16 protein-coding genes are annotated in these 18,910 nt (G+C 71.8%); 6 read left to right on the top strand and 10 right to left on the bottom strand.

Features of this window, described 5'->3' with window-relative positions:
* Positions 1-93 precede the first annotated feature (93 nt).
* From K8638_RS20600 to K8638_RS20585, 4 genes are all read right to left on the bottom strand, one after another.
* Complete coding sequence (locus tag K8638_RS20600) at positions 94-1,170, bottom strand: hypothetical protein (RefSeq protein ID WP_223756269.1); 1,077 nt, start codon at positions 1,168-1,170, stop codon at positions 94-96.
* 126 nt (positions 1,171-1,296) lie between these two features.
* Positions 1,297-1,704, bottom strand: coding sequence for a hypothetical protein (locus tag K8638_RS20595; RefSeq protein ID WP_223756268.1), 408 nt, complete (start codon positions 1,702-1,704; stop codon positions 1,297-1,299).
* 374 nt (positions 1,705-2,078) lie between these two features.
* A complete protein-coding gene (locus K8638_RS20590) occupies positions 2,079-3,827 on the bottom strand; it encodes a hypothetical protein (protein ID WP_223756267.1) in 1,749 nt (582 codons plus the stop codon).
* A gap of 91 nt (positions 3,828-3,918) precedes the next feature.
* Complete coding sequence (locus tag K8638_RS20585) at positions 3,919-4,929, bottom strand: 3-oxoacyl-ACP synthase III family protein (protein ID WP_223756266.1); 1,011 nt, start codon at positions 4,927-4,929, stop codon at positions 3,919-3,921.
* A gap of 270 nt (positions 4,930-5,199) precedes the next feature.
* On the opposite strand from K8638_RS20585, the gene K8638_RS20580 reads away from it, so the two are divergent.
* Positions 5,200-7,416, top strand: a complete 2,217-nt coding sequence (locus K8638_RS20580; protein WP_223756265.1) for a molybdopterin-dependent oxidoreductase — start codon at positions 5,200-5,202, stop codon at positions 7,414-7,416.
* Here the strand turns inward: K8638_RS20580 and K8638_RS20575 are convergent.
* Positions 7,349-8,401: a lysylphosphatidylglycerol synthase domain-containing protein gene (locus K8638_RS20575; protein ID WP_223756264.1), complete on the bottom strand. Its 1,053-nt coding sequence runs from the start codon at positions 8,399-8,401 to the stop codon at positions 7,349-7,351. The genes K8638_RS20580 and K8638_RS20575 overlap by 68 nt on opposite strands.
* A gap of 252 nt (positions 8,402-8,653) precedes the next feature.
* On the opposite strand from K8638_RS20575, the gene K8638_RS20570 reads away from it, so the two are divergent.
* Both K8638_RS20570 and K8638_RS20565 read left to right on the top strand, forming a co-directional pair.
* Positions 8,654-9,640: a zinc-dependent alcohol dehydrogenase family protein gene (locus K8638_RS20570; RefSeq protein WP_223756263.1), complete on the top strand. Its 987-nt coding sequence runs from the start codon at positions 8,654-8,656 to the stop codon at positions 9,638-9,640.
* A 3-nt stretch (positions 9,641-9,643) separates the two neighbouring features.
* Entirely contained in the window at positions 9,644-10,417 is a 774-nt protein-coding gene (locus K8638_RS20565) for a glucose 1-dehydrogenase (protein ID WP_223756262.1), read from the top strand.
* 22 nt (positions 10,418-10,439) lie between these two features.
* Here the strand turns inward: K8638_RS20565 and K8638_RS20560 are convergent, their stop codons facing one another.
* Positions 10,440-12,941, bottom strand: a complete 2,502-nt coding sequence (locus K8638_RS20560) for a hypothetical protein (RefSeq protein WP_223756261.1) — start codon at positions 12,939-12,941, stop codon at positions 10,440-10,442.
* A gap of 111 nt (positions 12,942-13,052) precedes the next feature.
* Between K8638_RS20560 and K8638_RS20555 the strand changes: the two genes are divergently transcribed.
* A complete protein-coding gene (locus tag K8638_RS20555) occupies positions 13,053-13,700 on the top strand; it encodes a TetR/AcrR family transcriptional regulator (protein ID WP_223756260.1) in 648 nt (215 codons plus the stop codon).
* Entirely contained in the window at positions 13,697-14,602 is a 906-nt protein-coding gene (locus K8638_RS20550) for an alpha/beta fold hydrolase (protein ID WP_223756259.1), read from the top strand. The genes K8638_RS20555 and K8638_RS20550 overlap by 4 nt, the downstream gene beginning before the upstream one ends.
* Here the strand turns inward: K8638_RS20550 and K8638_RS20545 are convergent.
* The 4 genes from K8638_RS20545 to K8638_RS20530 form a co-directional block, all read right to left on the bottom strand.
* Positions 14,581-15,354 (bottom strand): hypothetical protein, encoded by a 774-nt coding sequence (locus K8638_RS20545; RefSeq protein ID WP_223756258.1) that lies wholly within the window; start codon positions 15,352-15,354, stop codon positions 14,581-14,583. The genes K8638_RS20550 and K8638_RS20545 overlap by 22 nt on opposite strands.
* Positions 15,341-16,285 (bottom strand): DUF692 family multinuclear iron-containing protein, encoded by a 945-nt coding sequence (locus K8638_RS20540; RefSeq protein ID WP_223756257.1) that lies wholly within the window; start codon positions 16,283-16,285, stop codon positions 15,341-15,343. The genes K8638_RS20545 and K8638_RS20540 overlap by 14 nt, the downstream gene beginning before the upstream one ends.
* A 6-nt stretch (positions 16,286-16,291) precedes the next feature.
* Positions 16,292-16,672: a hypothetical protein gene (locus tag K8638_RS20535; protein ID WP_223756256.1), complete on the bottom strand. Its 381-nt coding sequence runs from the start codon at positions 16,670-16,672 to the stop codon at positions 16,292-16,294.
* Between the two features lie 106 nt (positions 16,673-16,778).
* Entirely contained in the window at positions 16,779-17,774 is a 996-nt protein-coding gene (locus K8638_RS20530; protein ID WP_223756255.1) for an NAD(P)-dependent alcohol dehydrogenase, read from the bottom strand.
* 131 nt (positions 17,775-17,905) lie between these two features.
* On the opposite strand from K8638_RS20530, the gene K8638_RS20525 reads away from it, so the two are divergent.
* Complete coding sequence (locus K8638_RS20525; protein WP_223756254.1) at positions 17,906-18,838, top strand: LysR family transcriptional regulator; 933 nt, start codon at positions 17,906-17,908, stop codon at positions 18,836-18,838.
* Positions 18,839-18,910 lie beyond the last annotated feature (72 nt).

Here is an 18,910-nt window from a genome sequence, read left to right as displayed (position 1 = left end):
CGCACCTTCCTCCCCGTCCTCCTGGCCGCCTGCTACATCAGCGGGCGCGGCGCTCCAGTTTCTCGCCGACGATGGGCAGTCCTCCCGACCCCATCACACAGCCGGCTCGAACTCGGGCCTCGCTCCCTCAACCAGGGTGCGCGTCAACACCCGCTCCGCTTCCTCGGGCGCCAGGTGCTGCGCCACCCGCCCAATCACCTGCGCCTCCTGCAGGCTGCGCCCCGTCAGCAGCGCCGCGCGCGAGGAGTCCAGCGTGTGCGCCAGCAGGCTGCCGCTGAGCACCGGAAGCAGCAGCACCACCGCGCACAGCAGCCGCTCCTCCGGACTCAACCGCCGGCCCAGGATGCTGAGGCCCCCCACCGCCCCCAACAGGTCCGCCGACTCCCCCGCCACGGGCAGCAGCCCCACCGCCACTTCCACCAGCATCTCCTCGACGGGCACCACCTCCACCGACTCAGGCACCCAGTCCAGGTGCGGCGGCGACGCGTTGCCCAACGCCAGCGCCGTGGCCAGCGCGCTGCGCTTCGCCAGCAGGTACACCGCCACTTCCTGCGGACTCTTGCGCGGAAAGTCCGGGTCCTGCGTGTGCGCGTACGCCCAGGCCAGCACCGCCGAGGTGAGGGCATCCTGCGCGCCCTCGTAGACGGGACTCTCCGTCACCAGCCATTCACGGCCGGCCTTGCGGAAGTGGCGCGAGGCCAATAGCCGGCTGCGCTCTCGCGCCCACTGGAGGTACTCCTCCAGCTTCGCTTCCACCACCCTGTCGCGTGCCGCGTCCTCGCGGTGCCGCTGCACCCGCGCCACCTTGAAGCGCAGGTACACGTCCAGCGGCTCCTCGCGCGCCAGCTGCTCCTCACCGCGCCCATGCAGCCACGCCAGTACCTCCAGCAGCGCGGACTCGCCCGCGCGCCGCTCGGCCTCGGGCACCTGGGGACGGCGTAGCGCAGCCTGCTTCTCTCGCACGAAGGCCATGAAGCGGCCCAGCTCCGGCCCGCCCAAAGTGCCGCCACCGCTGCCGTCGTCGTGAGAATGAGGCCGAGGGAAGGCAGGCGGTGAGGCGGAGTGGTAGCGGGGCGGCGCGCTCTCCAGCCATGGCCCCAGCCTCTCACCACCCCAGCCCTGGCAGCCCGACGACAGCAGCACCAGCCCCACCAGCGCCAACGCTCCCAATCGGCGGGCACTACTCGCGGCACTCCGGGTCTGCCCATCCCTCATGTGACGCCTCCTGGAAATCCAAGCGTTACCAGGAGGCGCTGACACAACCGGTGAGCTCGCACTCCACCAACGACAGGGGGCTCACTTCGCGGGCAGGGTGAGCTCCGGCACACGCGTCGGCTTGCGGTGGTGCGCGTGGTCGTAGAAGCACTCCGGGCCGAGCACCGTGATGAGGCGCTCCTCCGCCGCGTCACCCTCGGGCGTCATCGCCTGGGTGGGCAGCTCGTAGGGCTGGACCAGGACGAGCCCGTCTCCCAGGTCCTGAACGGTGCCGGGCGGCAGGGACAGGAGCCGGTCCCCGAACATCCGCACGAACGGCGGGCCGAAGATGTTGCGCCAGAAGAGGCCCGCGAGCCCTTCGCTGGGGTCTCTCACCGTGGAGGTCTGCTCGGTGCCAAAGCCGTCGGGAAGAGGGATGAACCGCTCCATCTTGCGGTGCAAATCATCAATCATCGCGACCTGAGCCAGGTAGGAGCCCACCAGTCGCATGACCTCCATGACCTGATGAAGGTGGGTATCGCGCCATTCTTCCGCCATCGTATCGGGAAGGGAGGTTGCCCAGAAGACGCTCCCCACCCATGGAAACTCCGCGCGTCTGGCCGAATAGATCATCAAGAAGTCACGCTCCATGCGGTCCATGATGCTGATGCTCCCGCATTCGTCGTAATGAGCCAGAACGGCGCCGTAGTCGATCCGCTCGCCCTTCACTCGCGAAGCCTCGCCAAGGCACGAGGTCAGGGCAGGTGGGAACAAGCGATACTCCGTGAATGCAAGACGGAGAATCTCGCGCACGACCGAAGCGGACATCTGCCCCGGTGGAAGATGGATGGTCGTGGAAACAGGTCTCGAAACCATTGTGAGCCTCAGGGGAACCATCTTACGTGTGCCTTGCCCTCACCTGAGAGCTTACGGAGTTCCATGCGTAACGGCTCGGTAAGCACCGTCTGGCCCTGCGCATGACGTGCAGAGCGAAAGTGCACCTCGATGTGGCCACCGAACGTCTTCACATACGTGATCATGGCCGCGAGGTTGCCGGTCAGTGGCATCTCGGCGCGAGCCTTCGCCTCCACGAAGCGGTAGGGCCGGCCCCACACCAACTCCTCGGGGTTGCCCACCACCGAGTCCGGGATGAAGCCCTGCTCCGGCTTGCCTCCCGGCGGCGGCAGCATGAGGGCCGTGTTCTTCTGGTAGCCGTGCTTCTGCAGCACCTGCACCTCGAACTCCCCTCCCTGGCCCGCGTTCTCCAGCACCGTGCGGTACATCCGCTCCCACTTCGAGTCCGGCGTGAAGTCGAAGCGCGGGTACTTCCCGGGGTGGCGGAACTGGTAGTCCACCCACGCCTGCGCCAGGTGCTCACCGCTGCCCGGCACCAGCCTCGCGCCTTCCGCCGTGGCACGCGAGCCCAGCAGCGGCACCCGCTCTCCCGCCTTCACCGCCCGCGCAACCTCCGCCAGCGGCTCCCTCAGCCGCTCCGACAGCTCCCGCAGCCACCGCGTCTCCTCCGCCGCCACCGTCTCTCCCCGCCCGGCCTGCCTCAGCAGCCGCTGCACCCGCTCCGCTTCCTCGGGCGCCAGGTGCTGCGCCACCCGCCCAATCACCTGCGCTTCTTGCAGGCTGCGCCCCGTCAGCAGCGCCGCGCGCGAGGAGTCCAGCGTGTGCGCCACCAGGCTGCCGCTGAGCACCGGAAGCAGCAGCACCACCGCGCACAGCAGCCGCTCCTCTGGACTCAACCGCCGGCCCAGGACGCTGAGGCCCCCCACCGCCCCCAACAGGTCCGCCGACTCCCCCGCCACGGGCAGCAGCCCCACCGCCACTTCCACCAGCATCTCCTCGACGGGCACCACCTCCACCGACTCAGGCACCCAGTCCAGGTGCGGCGGCGACGCGTTGCCCAACGCCAGCGCCGTGGCCAGCGCGCTGCGCTTCGCCAGCAGGTACACCGCCACTTCCTGCGGACTCTTGCGCGGAAAGTCCGGGTCCTGCGTGTGCGCGTACGCCCAGGCCAGCACCGCCGAGGTGAGGGCATCCTGCGCGCCCTCGTAGACGGGACTCTCCGTCACCAGCCATTCACGGCCGGCCTTGCGGAAGTGGCGCGAGGCCAATAGCCGGCTGCGCTCTCTCGCCCACTGGAGAAACTCCTCCAGCTTCGCTTCCACCACCTCGTCGCGCGCTGCGGCCTCGCGGTGCCGCTGCACCCGCGCCACCTTGAAGCGCAGGTACACGTCCAACGGCTCCTCGCGTGAGAGCTGCTCCTCACCGCGCCCATGCAGCCACGCCAGTACCTCCAGCAGCGCAGCTTCTCCCTCGCGCCGCTCAGACTCGGGCACCTGGGGACGGCGCAGCGCAGCCTGCTTCTCTCGCACGAAGGCCATGAAGCGGCCCAGCTCCGGCCCGCCCAAAGTGCCGCCACCGCTGCCGTCGTCGTGAGAATGAGGCCGAGGGAAGGCAGGCGGTGAGGCGGAGTGGTAGCGGGGCGGCGCGCTCTCCAGCCATGGCCCCAGCCTCTCACCACCCCAGCCCTGGCAGCCCGACGACAGCAGCACCAGCCCCACCAGCGCCAACGCTCCCAATCGGCGGGCACTCTCGGCACTCCGGGCTCGTCCGTCGTCCATGTGGCCTCTCCTGGCATTCCATGGAATACCCGAAGCCACTGACACATCACTTCAGGCGGCCCCGAACCCAGGCCGCGCAGTGCGCCCCGCGCTACCGCGTACCAGCCGCCGTGCGCTCGAGCAGCGCGCCCGCCCAGGTGAGCCCGCTGCCGACGACACTCAGGACGACGGCATCGCCCATCGACGGGTCATCCCAGTGCTCGCTCAGCACGCTCGGCGCTCCGGCCGCGCCCGTGTTCCCACGGATGTGCACGTTGTACCGGTGCCGCGCGTCGGGCACCTCGCAGCGCCGCTGCACGGACTCCAGCATCCGGAGGTTCGCCTGGTGCCCGATGAAGGTGACGTCCCCCTGCCCCTTCTCCGGGTGGCGCTTCAGGTACCGCGAGCGCAGCTCCAGGAACGTCTCGCCCGCGCGGCGGATGGCGAACTTCTGCACCTCGCCGCCCTGCTGGGTGAAGTGCCCCACCCGCGGCACCCGCACCTTGTCCGCCCCCGCCGGGTCTCCCGCGAGCAGCGTCTCCGTCACCGTCCAGCGCCCGGGCACGCGCGGGGACAGAATCGCCGCCGACGCGCCATCGCCCCACAGCACCGCGCTGGAGCGGTCCGAGTAGTCCACCACGCGTGTGGAGTTATCCATGTTCACCACCAGCACGAACTCCGGCAGACGCTCCGGCCGCATGCCCGTGAGGAAGTGGAGCTGCATGCAGAACGAGGAGCACGCGCTCTGCAGGTCCACCGCCGGCGCGTCGATGCCCAGGAGCTGCGCCACGCGGTTCGACTCGGCGGGAATGCACTCGTCCGGACTGCACCCGCCCGCCACCACCATGCCGATGTCCGACGGCTTCAGCCCCGCGCGCTCCAGCGCCATCAGCGCCGCCCGCCTGCCCGTCTCCGCGTTGCTGAAGAGGGCCGCCTCCTGCGCCGCGCGCACGTCGCGGTTGCGCGTCTCGCGCAGGTACTCCAGCGGCAGCACCGTGTGCCGCGTGCGGATGCCCACCCGCTCCAGAATCCACGCGTCGTTCGTCTCGAGGCCCAGCTCCTCGAAGAAGGCATTGGTCAGGATGTTGGGCGGGTGGAAGTGGCCGAGCGCGTGCAGGAACATGTGAAACCCTCTAACCGCGGAGCCTGACGATTCTTTGTCAGGCGTATGTCACGCCCCTGCTTCAACGGAGGGCAGCAGGGCAGACAACCCCACGCACGGAGCGGGCATTCCACGGAGCGTGGATGCCGCGACGCGGCAATGGCAACGCAACGCAGCCGGGTTGCAATCGAGCAGTCGCACGGAATGACCTTTCGTCTGGACTCCAACTGATGCCCACGGCCCGCGGTGGCGGTGCGGGGCGCCGACTCGGAGCGTTATAGAGTCCGCGCCATGAGCGCCTCCGCCGAGTCCCGGGTCCACTTCCGTACCTGCAACCTCTGCGAGGCCATGTGCGGCCTGCGCATCGAGCTGCAGGGCCACCGAATCACCTCCATCCGCGGCGACGAGGAGGACCCGTTCAGCCGCGGCCACATCTGTCCCAAGGCCCTGGCCCTCCAGGACCTGCACGAGGACCCGGACCGGCTGCGCCACCCGATGCGGCGCACCGCGAGCGGCTGGGAGCAGGTCTCCTGGGATGACGCGCTCGACGAGGCCGCGCGCCGCCTCCACGCGGCCCAGCGGGAGCACGGCCGGGACTCGGTGGCCGTGTACCTGGGCAACCCCAACGTCCACAACGTGGGCGCCCTCATGTTCGCCCCGGGGCTGCTGCGCTCCCTGCGCTCGCGCAACCGCTACTCCGCCACCTCGGTGGACCAGCTCCCCCACCAGTTCGCCGCGTACTTCATGTTCGGCCACCAGCTCCTGGTGCCCATCCCCGACATCGACCGCACCCGGTACATGCTGGTGCTGGGCGCCAACCCGCTGGCCTCCAACGGCAGCATGATGACGGCCCCGGACGTGCGCGCCCGCCTGCGTGCCATCCAGCAGCGCGGCGGCCGCATCGTCGTCATCGACCCGCGCCGCACCGAGACGGCCCGCATCGCGGACACGCACGTCTTCATCCGCCCCGGCACGGACGCGCTCGCGCTGCTCGCCCTGCTGCACGTGGCCGTGGTGGAGGGCACGCCCCGCCCGGGCCCCCTCGCCTCGCACCTGGAGGGCCTGGAGGCGGTGCGCGAGCTGGCCCGCGACTTCACGCCCGAGCGCGTGGCCCCGCACACCGGTGTGCCCGCGGACGTGTTGCGCGGCATCGCCCGGGACTTCCTCGCCGCCGAGGGCGCCGTCTGCTACGGCCGCATGGGCCTGTCCACGCAGCCCTTCGGCGCGCTCTGCCAGTGGCTCATCAACGTCCTCCACGCGGTGACGGGCAACCTGGACCGCGAGGGCGGCGCCATGTTCACCCGGCCCGCCTTCGACCTCGTCGGCGGCCCCCGGGCCCTGGGCCTGAGCCGCGGCAGCTTCGGCCGCTGGAAGAGCCGCGTGCGCGGGCTGCCCGAGTTCGCCGGAGAGCTGCCCGTGGCCGCGCTCGCCGAGGAAATCCTCACCCCGGGAGAGGGCCGCATCCGCGCGCTGCTCACCATGGCGGGCAACCCCGTGCTGTCCACGCCCAATGGCTCGCAGCTGGAGCGGGCACTGGGCGGACTGGACTTCATGGTGAGCATCGACCCGTACCTCAACGAGACGACGCGCCACGCCCACCTCATCCTCCCGCCCGTCTCTCCGCTGGAGCGGAGCCACTACGACCTCGTCTTCCACGCGCTGGCCGTGCGCAACACGGCGAAGTACTCGCCCGCCCTCTTCGAGCCCGGACCGGACGGGCGCCACGACTGGCAGATTGCCCTGGCGCTCCAGCACCGGCTGGAGGCGCTGCGCAGGGGCCGTCCATCCGTGCGCGCCATGCTGAAGTACCAGGCCCTGTCGCGGATGGGGCCCGAGCGCATCCTCGACATCGGCCTGCGCATGGGGCCCCATGGCGCCCGCTTCCACCCGCTGAAGCACGGCCTCACCCTGGCGAAGCTGCGCGAGTCCCCTCACGGCGTGGACCTGGGCCCGCTGGAGCCGTGCCTCCCCCAGCGCCTCCAGACGAAGGACCGCCGCATCCACCTGGCCCCGGAGCCGCTGGTGGCCGACATGAAGCGGCTGCGCGAGCGCTTCCCGGACGGCGCCGCCCCCGAGGCGCGCGGCGGCGAGCTGCTGCTCATCGGCCGGCGCCACCTGCGCGACAACAACTCCTGGATGCACAACGTGTCCGGCCTGCTGAAGGGCAAGCCGCGCTGCACGCTGATGGTGCACCCGGAAGACGCGGCGCGGCTGGGGCTCGCCGACGGCGCGGACGCCACCATCACCTCGCGCGTCGGTGAAGTCACCGTGCCCGTCTCCGTGACGGAGGACGTGATGCCCGGCGTGGTGAGCCTGCCGCACGGCTACGGGCACGGCCGCCAGGGCACCCGGCTGAAGGTCGCCACCGAGCACGCGGGCGCCAGCATCAACGACCTCACGGACGACCACGTCCTGGACACGCTCAGCGGCAACGCCGCCTTCAGCGGCACTCCGGTGCGGGTGCGGCGGGCCGAGGCGCGGGCGGCACCCGCCACACCAGCGGCGTGAGCGCGCCCGCCACGACGAAGAGCAACTGCACCACGTGCCCCAGCAGCGCCACCGACATGGCGCGCGCGGCCGTGGTGTCCAGCACCCCCGCCGCCAGCGCGAAGGCGCCGTCGCTCACCCCCACCTGCCCCGGCACCAGCGAGCCCACCGCCAGCGCGCACAGGTAGAGGCCCTGCGAGAAGAGGGCCTGCACCAGCGACGTGTCGATGCCCACCGCATGCGTCAACACGGCGTACTGCCCCACCTGGAGCACCCGGCTGCCCAGGAAGGCCAGCGTGGGGCGCCAGGGCAACAGCGAGCCACACCGCGCGGTGGCCTGGAACTGCTCCGCGTGCGAGGACCAGCGGCGGAAGCGGCACGCCAGCCAGACACCGGGCCGCTTCGCGCGCATGCACGCGCGCACGCCCGCCGACAGCGCCACCAGCACCACTCCATGCACCAGCATGGCCACCGTGAAGAGGGACATGCCCGTCAGCAGGTATGACGCCAGGGCGCACGGGAAGGAGATGAAGCCTCCGGCGGCCAGCGAGGCGGACTGCGAGGTGGCCGCCGCCGCCGTGGCCGTGCCGCCGCCCATGTGGGGCGTGAGGAAGGCCGCCTTGGTCGCCTCCGCCGCCGCGCGGCCCGCCGGGGCCATGCTGGACACCGCCGTGCCGATGAGCTGCGCGCGCGCCAGCACGCGGAGCGGCACGTGCCCGGCCGCGGCCCCATAGGAAGACCGTGTCGCCAGCGCGTCCATGCACTGGCGGCCCAACTCGAGCAGCGCCACGCAGGGCAGCCATGCCGCGGCCTCCGCCAGCACGGTGCCCAATTCGCGCGGGCCCGCCTTGCGCACCAGCAGCGCCAGCATGCCCAGCCCGGCCAGCGCGAAGACGGGACGCAGCAGTCCCACCAGCCGCCGCCGCCAGCCTCCCGGCAGGGAGGGCACCGCCACCGCGGCACCGGCCGGCTGGCCCAGGGACACCTCCCCGCGCGCGTCGCTCACCCTCGCCTCCTCGCCGCCCCGCCGCCGTGGGCCAGGACTGAAGGTGGACAGCGTCATCGCCGCTGGCGAGGGTGGACTGTCCGTGAGCGTCAGCCGCTTGCCCTCCCCGTCCGCGGGTGGACACCGGCGCCTGTCCCACACCACCCCAGGAGGTGGGGTGCGGCGCGGGACATCGCCTGCCTGCACGCTCGGCACCTGGGCCCGGGGCCGCTAGGGTGCGGCCCACACTCTCGCGCCAACCTGGAGCGCCCCATGAAAGCAGTGCGGTTCTCGACCTTCGGACAGCCGTTGAAGGTGGTGGAAGTGGTGGAGGAGCCCGACGCGCCGCTGCAGCCGGGCGAGGCCCGGATGGAAGTCCTGGCCACCCCCATCAACCCCTCCGACCTGCTCACCCTCACCGGCCAGTACGGCCAGCTCCCGAAGCTTCCGGCCGTCCCCGGCAACGAGGGCGTGGGCCGGGTGGTGGAGGTGAAGGACTCCACCGCCGTGCGCGTGGGGGACCTCGTGTTCCTCCCCCTCGGCTCGGGCACGTGGCGCACGCACCTCACCGCCCCGGCCGAGGCGCTGGTGCAGCTTCCCCCGGGCACCGACGTGAAGCAGGCGTCGATGATGTTCATCAACCCGCCCACCGCGGAGCTCCTGCTGAAGCAGTACGTCACCCTCCAGCCGGGGGAGTGGGTGCTGCAGAACGCCGCCAACTCGGCGGTGGGGCGCTACGTCATCTCCCTGGCGAAGCTGGCCGGGTACAAGACGGTCAACGTGGTGCGCCGCGAGGAGCTGGCTCCGGAGCTGACCGCGCTGGGTGCGGACGCCGTGGTGGTGGACTCGGACAACCTGCCCGAGCGCGTACGCGAGGTGACGGGCGGCGCGAAGGTGCGGCTGGCCTTCGATGCGGTCGGCGGTGACGGCACCCAGCGGCTGGGGGACTCGCTCGCCCCGGGCGGCGTGGTGGTGAACTACGGCGTCATGAGCGGCAAGGGCCCGAAGCTGTCCGCGGCGGCCTCCATCTTCAAGGACATCACCCTGCGCGGCTTCTGGCTGGTGCTGTGGATGAAGCGCACGCCGCGCGAGGAACAGCGCGCCCTCTTCGCCCGGCTCGCGGGGTTGATTGCGAACGGCACCCTGCGCACTCCGGTGGAGGGCACCTTCCCGCTGGAGGGAATCCAGGACGCGCTGGCCCGCGCCATGGAGGGCGGCCGCGCCGGCAAGGTGCTCCTCACCCCCAACGGAAAGGTCTGAGCGATGAAGCGCGTGGAAGGCAAGGTGGCGCTGGTGACGGGCGCCGCGGGCGGTCTGGGCAGCGCGGCGGCGCGGATGCTGGCGCGCGAGGGCGCGAAGGTGGTGGTGACGGACCGCGGGAATCGCGAGAAGGAAGGGCAGGAGGTGGCCGCGTCCCTGGGCGAGGGCATGGGCCTGTTCCTCCCGCTGGACGTGACGAAGGAGGACCACTGGGCGCAGGCCATGGAGCGCACGCTGGCGCACTTCGGCCGGCTGGACGTGCTGGTGAACAACGCCGGCATGGGCATCCCCAAGGACATCGAGTCGCTCTCCCTGGAGGAGTGGCGCCTGGTCCACGCCGTCAACCTGGACGGCGTGTTCCTGGGCTGCAAGCACGGCATCCGCGCCATGAGGCAGTGCGGGGCGAAGGGCTCCATCATCAACGTGTCCTCGGTGGCGGGCCTCAAGGGAGTGCCCACCCTCGTCGCGTACGGCTCCGCCAAGGGCGCCGTGCGCATGTTCACCAAGTCCGTGGCCCTGCACTGCGCGCAGAAGGGCTACGGCATCCGCTGCAACTCCATCCACCCCGTGTTCATCGAGACGGACATGGTGGCCGCGCTGGCCAACGCCAGCGGAGACCCGGACAAGGCCCGGGCGAAGATGGCGCGCTCCATCCCCCTGGGCCGCATCGGCGAGCCGGATGACTTCGCACACGCCGTCATCTATCTCGCCTCGGACGAGTCGAAGCTGATGACGGGCTCGGAGTTCGTCCTCGACGGAGGCACCACCGCGCAGTGACGCGAGGCCGGGCTGGCGGCGCTCAGGCCCAGGGCGCCGCCATCAACTCCGCGAAGCGGAGGCCCAGCTCCATGCGTCCCGTCATGGCCTGGCCCCACGCGGTGGCCTCGGCGGTCCACGACTCCACCGTCAGCCCATGGGCGGCGAACACCGCCAGCACGTCGGAGCTGCCGCTCATCGCCTTCAGCAGCCGCGCGTAGTCCATCAGCGTGCGGAGCCGAGCCCCGGGGAAGATGACCTCGTCGTCGATGGGCCGGCCCGGCACCCGGGGTCGCGGGCTGAAGGCGGACGGCGGGGAGATGGGCTCCACGGATGGAGAGAGGAGGCCCGCCAGCGCCTCACGCTGGCGCTCGGCATCACGCCGGGCGGCCTCCGCCTGCCGCTCCCTGTCTCTCCGGCGAGAGGCCTCCACCACGCGCTGAAGCTCCGCTTCCCGCTCCCGCGCCTCGGCCTCGCGGCGGCGCGCCTCCGCCTCCGCCCACCGGTCGAGGGACTCCTTCATCATCCGCACCTCGACGTGGAGGTCCTCCAGGAGGTCCCGGTGGTAGCTCGACTCTCCCTCCGGCACGGGCGCGGCGCGGACGCGACGCTCGAAGCCGGGGAACCAGGAGAGGAAGCGCTCCACCTCCGGGATGAGCGCGTCATGCCCCTCGCGCAGCGTGTTGCACAGGGCCGCGGCGGCATTGAACACCGCGTGGGACGTGGAGCGCGGCCACGCGTCCACCCGTGACTCCGCCGCGGCCCACACGAAAGCAAGACGCCGGGGCAGCGCCTCCACCGGAGCCTCGCGGACCAGGGTGTCCACCAGCACAGGGAGCCGCACCGGTTCGTCCGCGCGCCACCAGGCCTCGAAGCACGACACCGGGTCGGGCTCCGCCGCGAGCTGCCGCTCCCACAAGGACTGCCTCCACGGCATGAAGGCCGTCAGCAGCTCCGCGCGCTCCTCCGGGTGCCGCTGGAAGCGTTGCCACACCGCATCGATGAGCTCCTCGCGCCCGGAGATGCCGCTCCAGGACTTCACCGCCTTCGCGAGCGGGGCCAGCAGCTGCTCGCGCGCGGGCGGCTCCCAGGCGGCCATCAGCAGCCGCGCCGCGCGGCCCTCCGAGGACACGTCCCACCGGTCCAGCCGGCCGGGCAGGGACACCAGCGCGTCCAGCAGCGGCTCCGCGCCCCCGGCTTCACGAGCCCAGCGGTGAAGCAGGAGCGCCTCCCCGGCTCCGGCCAGCGCGAGGAACCGCGTGAAGAACGCATCCTTGAACAGGCTCGCGCGCCCGGAGGGCGTCTCCCTCTCGAGCGCCTCCGCGGTGGCGGCCACGAAGGCGCGCACCGGCGCCAGGCGCTCCGCGCCGGGAGCCGCGGCGGCCCAGTCCAGGAAGCGCAGCGCGTCCTCCGCGGACAGGGTGCTCAGGGTTTCGCGGGCCCAGGTGGCCCAGAGTGCCTGGTCATCCGTGGACAGCACGGCGAAGGACTGGCCACGGGCCCAGGCGTGCAGCTCGCTCGCGAGCCCACCCTCCACCCGCGAGGACACGGCGAGCAGCGCCGCCAGTGCTCCCGGTGGCGCCGGCACGGGCAGGCGGCTCAGCACGTCGCGAGCGAAGCCGGCGTCTCCCTGCGTTGAGAGACGCTCGACGAGCGGTGGCGAGCCCAGGCCGGCCAGCGTGCGCCGGGCCTCCCTCACCACCTCCGTGTCGGACGAGTCCAGCGCGGCGAGGAGGCCCGCCTCGTTCTCGAGGCAGAGCGCGCACTCGAAGCGCAGGTCGGCATCCTGTCCGCGAAGCCCCTGGCGCAGCGCGAACAGCATGTCCGCATCCGGCTCCCGCCCCCGGGCGCGCACCCAGGCCACGGCGGCGCGGGCCCCCAGCTCGGGATGGTCGGCGAAGAGGATGCGGGCACGGCGCTGGATACGCTCGCGCTGCTCCCTCCCGAGCCGCACGCGGGAGAAGACCCGCCAGCGCGTGAGGGCCAGCGCCGCCTCCAGGCCGAAGCGGTCCTCGTCGTGCAGGTGCAGGCAGGCCATGGCGGCGGACAGCATGACGGGTGAGGGATGCCCGCGATTCACCTCCGCGAGCGCCGCGAGCCAGCGGACCTCCTCGTCGGTGCTCCGCCGGTGCAGTTCCTCCAGGGACTCGGACGGGGAGGCGGATGGCTCGTCCTCCCCGGGAGGCTTGGATGCCGGGAGCCGAAGGGCCCACCGGTCCTCCACCTCCTCCGAGAAGCCCGGGAGCAGGAGGTCTGGCTCACAGCGCCGCACGTCCCGCAGGATGCGGAGGACCCGCGCCCACTGGCCGGCGTACTGGCGCTCGAGCGTGTCCGCCAGGGCCGGCTCCAGCGTGGCCACCCGCTCCGCCAGTGCGAAGCGGTCCACGCCGGCCTGGAGCAACATTCGCGCGGCGCCGTAGCGCTCGGGCGGCACGGGGCCACAGCCACACTCGGAACACCGGCTGCCCGGCGCGTTGAAGCGCGTGCAGGACGGACATCGCACCTCCGCGCCCCGGCGAGCGCCGTTCTCCAACAGGACGACCATGCCCCTATCTACACCCGCTCCGAAGCCCCGGAGGCCCCGAGACCGCCGGGAGCTCCCGGGGCACGGGGGCTGGACTTCGCCTCGCGCCTTCATTAAACACGTTCATTGAACGTGTCCAACGAGCCCAGGAAGCAGCGGCCCGGTCTCCGGGCGAGCCAGAAGGAAGCGACGGGCAAGGCCGTGCTGGAGGCGGCGCGCGAGGAGTTCGAGCGCGTGGGCTTCGAGGCGGCGAACCTGCGAGCCATCGCGGCGCGGGCCGGGGTGTCCGCCGGGACGGTCATCCACCACTACGGAGACAAGCGGGAGCTGCTCCACGCCGCGCTGTTCGACGACCTGGACGAGACGCTGCGACAGGCGCTCGCCGGGCTCGGGCCGGGGCCGCTGGAGAAGCAGCTGTCCGAGCTGACCCGCGCCGTGTTCGGGTACTACCAGCGGCGGCCGAAGCTCTCGCGCACCCTGCTCAAGGAGTCGCTCTTCGCGGACGAGCCGTGGGCACGGAAGTTCACGGCCCAGGCCGGCATGGTGCATGGGGCGCTGGCTCGGCTGGCCACGGAGGCGAGCGCGCGGGGGGAGCTCCGGCCCGGCGCGGACGGCGCGCTGTTCGCCGCCGCGTACCTCTCCTTCTTCTACTTCGCCCTCATCTCGTGGGTGCAGGGCGCGCACCCGTCGCCGGTGTCGATGGTGGAGCACCTGGTGCACCAGCACCTGGAGGGACTGCGTCCTGTCCGTAAAACGCCGTCCAGGAGGAGCGCCCGATGAAGTCCGCGTTCAGGGGTGAGCAGGCGAAGGCCGTACTCTCACGGTGGCACGACCACTTCCGCAACCGGCTGAAGGTGCCCACGGAGAGCCGGACGGTGAAGACCCGCTTCGGCGACACACATGTGCTCGTCGGTGGTCCGGAATCGGGCCCCAGCGTCGTCGTACTCCACGGTGCGCTCGCGAGCTCGGCGCACGTGCTCCACGAGCTGGCCCCACTGATGGAGCGGTTCCGCGTCCACGCGGTGGACGTCGTCGGCCAGTCGGTGAAGAGCGCGGATGTGCGCCCCTCCGTGTCGAACAACGAATATGGAGAGTGGCTGCGGGACGTGCTCGACGGACTGTCGCTCCAGCGCACCCACGTGGTGGGCGTAAGCTGGGGCGGCTTCGTGTCCATCCGGCTCGCGGCCGTCGCGCCCGAGCGCATCAACAGGCTCGCCCTCCTCTTCCCCGCTGGCGTGGTGAACGGCTCTCACTGGGACGGGCTCACCAAGGTGGCCCTCCCGATGATGCTCTACCGGCTGGCCCCGTCGGAGCGGCGCCTCAAGGCGTTCGTCAGCAACCTGCTCACGACCACGGATGACGACTGGACGCCCTTCCTCGGCGACGCCGTCCGCTCGTGCAACATGGACATGCGGGTGCCGGCGCTCGCGAATCCGGAGGAGCTCAAGGGACTGAAGGCCCCCACGCTCGTGCTGGGCGGGGACGGGGATGTGAGCTTTCCGGGACAGAAGCTGCTCGCGCGTGCGAGGGAGCTGTTTCCCACGCTCGCCGACCAGGAGCTCATCAAGGACTGCCTCCACTGCCCGCCCACGACGGACGCCTTCCGGCACTGGCTGGGGGAACGCCTCAGCGGCTTCCTGCTCGAACAGCCGGGAGTGAGTCAGCGAGCCGCTACCGCCTGACCGCCGCCGGCCCCGAAGCGCAGCGCCCCCATGGACAGCAGGGCCCGCACCGCGTCCACCGGCGCTCCAGCCAGCGCGCCCGTGGTGTCCAGGGGCGTCACTCCGTCACACGCCTCGAAGGCCCGCGCCTCCTCGGGCTCCGCCGGCCGCCAGAGCCCCGGCACTCCCGGCGCGACGAGGACGGCGTGCGGCCCCGGCTCCAGCTCCGCCAGCGGAGCGCCGCTCAACACCGCCCCGAGCAGCGCCTGCGGTGACGTCTTGAACGGGATGCACGCGGCGGCCGGGTGCCGCTCCAGCACCGCCCCGGGCTCCGGCTCCCGCACGGTGCCGTCCCACGCGGGCGCCGCGAGCTTCAGCGTCCAGAGCGCACGCTCCAGCTCCGCCACCGGCCTCACGTGCGGCCGTGTCACGGTGCGCGCCACGTACTCCAGGAACGACAGCCCCTCCGCGATGAAGAAGAGGGTGAAGCAGGGCACCGCCCGCAGGTAGTCGCTCAGCACCGCGTCCGCGTCCCCCCGCAGCGCCATCAACGTCAGCCGCGCCGACCGCTGTACCCGCAGGTGCCTCCACCACCGGGGCACCTCCGCCGTCAGCGAGAAGCCGCGCGTGCCCACCACCTCGCGCAACCCGCGGCGCTCCTCGTCCGTCAGCGGCCGCTCCTCCAGCGACGCCAGCACCGGCCCGAGGCCCCGCCCCGAGGAGCGCGCCTCCACCAGCTGCCCGAGCGCGGACTGCCAGTCACGCAGCGCCATGCAGCGCCCCCTCCCCCGGGTGCAGGCGCCACAGGGCCCGCGCCCGCTCGAGCTGCCGGAGGACCACGTCCGGCGTCAGCCGCGGCGCCTCTTCCAGCAGCTCGTAGCTGATGCCCGCCAGGTGCGGCGCGCGTGGCATCACCCATTCGAGCAGCTCCCACACCGGCTCCGGCACCACGTCGCTGTGCACGTCCATCAGGAAGCCGTCGTGGGTGTCTCCTCCGGCGACGTGCACCTGCACCACGCGGTCCAACCGCAGCCGGCCCAGCGCCTCGAACGCGTCGAAGCCATGGTTCACCGCGTTGCAGTGGAGGTTGTACAGGTCGAGCAGCAGCCCGCAGCCGGAGCGCTCGACGAAGTCATTGAGAAAGGCCACCTCGTCCCGTCCCCCCTCCGTGGGCAGGCCGGGCAGGTACCAGGTCAGGTTCTCCAGCAGGAAGGGCACCCCGTAGCGCCGCGCCAGCGCCGCGCCCCGGGGGACGAGCAGCGACAGGGCCTCCTCGGTGAGCGGCATGGGCAGCGGAGTCCCCACGTTCAGCTCGCCGCCGGGAGCTTCCACCGTGAGGAAGCCCAGGTGCTCGCTGTGCCATGGAAAGGGCCGCAGCGCGTGCACCGCGTCCAGCAGCTCCAGGTACGCCGGGTTCCACCCATGTGCCGAGCCGATGGACAGCCCGAGCCCGTGCACGACGACGGGCACGCCCTCGGTGTCGCGCAGCGCCTGCTCCAGCCGCGCGGGCTGGGGAATGAGCCGGCGCGCGCCACCACCGACGTGCTCGTGGCACAGGATGTCCGGACTGAGCTCCAGGAAGTCCACCGCGCCCCGGCACGCCTCGACGGCGGGCGCTCCGGGAATGTACGTGAGCCCCACGCCCAGCCTGCGCGGCGGGACGAAGTCACCCGGCAAACAGGTCTTTTCCGTCCCGCCGGCCATGGCGTGTCAGTAGTCCTGCACCAGCGTCACCGGCTCCAGCACGTCGCCCAGGTGGCCCGTGTCGAACACCAGCTCGCGGATGATGCCCAGGTCCTTGATGACGCCGCCCAGGCCGCAGTTGGGGCAGCCGCTCGGCCGGATGATGTCATCCAGGGCCGCGTGGAGGTCGGCCAGCGTCGGCGGCCGCTTGTTGTTGAAGACGACCTTCGCCTTCACGGGCGCGACCGGCAGGGCGACGGGCTTGCCACACAGCCCCGCGGTGGCGGCCTCGGCCTTGCCCACCGTGGCGACCAGGCCCGCGGCAACAGTGCCGGTGACCACGGTCTTCATGAAGTTACGGCGATCCGCCGAGGGCGCGCCCTCGGACTTCTCATCGTGCTTTTCCATGCTCGTTCCTCGTGGTGTCGCGGTGCGTACGGCAGGGACGGCCCGAATCGCCGGGCGAAAATGCGTCCCTGTCGTTGAACGGCGGGCCCGCGATTTCTTCCCCGGGTCAGGAGCGCACGCGGATGACGAGCTTGCCGAACGGCCCGCGGTCCAGGTGCTCCAGCGCCTTGGGGAACTCAGCCATGGGATAGACGGCATCGATGACGGGCTGAAGCGCGAGCGAGTCCACCGCGCGCGCCAGGGACTCCAGTCCGCGCCGGTGTCCGACGAAGATGCCCTGGATGACACCCTGCGTCTGGAACAGCGGCAGCACCGGGAAGCGAGCCTCGAAGCCCTCCAGTACGCCCATCAGCGAGATGCGCCCACCGGGCGCGAGGGCACTCGCCGAGCGGCCGAGGTTCTCTCCACCGACCACCTCCAGGATGTGGTCGGCGCCCCGGCCTCCGGTGAGGTCCAGCACCGCCTTGTCCCAGTCAGGCGTGTGACGCCGGTGGATGCCGTGCGCCGCGCCCAGCTCCCTGGCGCGGGCGAGCTTGCCCTCGTCGCCGGAGACGACGATGACCCGCGCGCCCATGGCCGACGCGAGCTGCACCGCGAACAGCGACACACCGCCCGTGCCCTGCGTCACCACCGTCTGGCCCGGACGCAGCCCGCCCAGCTCCACCAGCGAGGTCCACGCGGTGAGCCCCGCGCACGGCAGCGTGCTCGCCTGGAGGTCATCCAGCGTTCCAGGTGAGGAGACCAGCCAGTGCTCGGGCATGGCCACGTACTCGGCCAGGACACCGGGCGCGCCGCCTCCCAGGCTTCGCACCTGCCGGGGTGCCGGGCCCTCCACCCAGTCGGTCTGGAAGTTGGCGATGACGCGCGCGCCTTCCTTGAAGCGCTGCACGCCCGGTCCGGTGGCGACGACCTCTCCCGCCATGTCGGAGGTGGGAACGAACGGCAGGGGCATGCCGGCGCCATCCAGCATCAGCTTCTCGCGGTAGTTGAGCGACACCGCCGAGACTCGAACCAGCGCCTCGCCCGGCCCCGGCTTCGGAATCGCCACCTCCGCCAGCTCCAGGTGCTTCCGGCCAGGCTGCCCCAACTGCCAACGCTTCATCGTGCCGCTCATCGTCCGCTCCGGGGTCCTGCGAGAAAGAGGCACGGGGGATATAGAGACGAGTCCCTTTCGCCAGTGGCGACACTTCGTCGACTCATTGAAGACACGAGGGAACCAATCGGAGCAGGGCCATGATGGATCGCCTCAGTGGAGTCCTCGCGTTCGTCCAGGCCGCCGAGGCCGGCAGCTTCGCGCTCGCGGCCGAGCGCATGGGCCTGTCGCGCTCGGCGGTCGGCAAGAGCATTGCCCGGCTGGAGGAGCGGCTGGGCACGCGCCTGTTCCTCCGCACCACGCGCAGCCAGAGCCTCACCGAGGACGGGCAGGTCCTCTACGAGCGCTGCACCCGCGCGCTGGCGGAGCTGGAGGCCGCGGAGACGGCGCTCGACTCCGGACGCCGCGCCCCCACGGGCCGCCTGCGCGTGAGCGTGCCGGTGCTGTTCGGCCGGCACTGCGCGGCGCCGCTGCTCTGGGAGCTGGCCCGCCAGCATCCCGGGCTGGAGGTGGAAATCTCCTTCAGCGACCGCGTGGCCGACCTCATCGAGGACGGCTTCGACCTGGCCATCCGCGTCGCCCCCCTGGCGGACCAGGCCGGCCTGACGGCCCGCCGCCTGGGAGTCCAGGAGATGGTGGTCTGCGCCGCGCCGGCGTACCTCGCGAAGCACGGCCGTCCCAAGTCACTGGACGACCTGGAGGGACACGAGGCCGTCGTCTACGGGCGCAACGGCGTCATCAAGCAGTGGCACTTTCCGGACGGACAGGGCGGCGAGAAGCGCGTGTCTCCCCCCTCGCGCCTGCGCATGGACGACCTGGAGACCCTCGCCGATGCCGCGGTGCAGGGCGCCGGGCTGGCGTGGCTCCCGTGCTGGCTCGTCGCGGAGCGCGTGCGTGACGGGCAGCTCGACATCGTGCTGGAGCGGGAACGCCGCCACGGCAACGAAATCTTCGCCGTCTGGGCGCAGAACAAGCACCTGCCCTCGAAGGTGCGCGCCGCCATCGACCTGCTCGCCGCGCGCATCCCGGAGCGGCTGTCGAGCGCCGCGAACATCCCCAAGCGCCGCCCCTGAGTGAAGGCCCGGGGCGTGGGTGCACCGCCCCGTGGACCCGACTGCCGCGAGCCGTCTCCGGGGCGGCCCACC

This window comes from Myxococcus sp. RHSTA-1-4 (assembly GCF_020037125.1).
Lineage (GTDB): Bacteria > Myxococcota > Myxococcia > Myxococcales > Myxococcaceae > Myxococcus.
The sequence above is the reverse complement of the archived record's forward strand: the minus strand, read 5'-3'. Positions and strand labels throughout refer to the sequence as shown.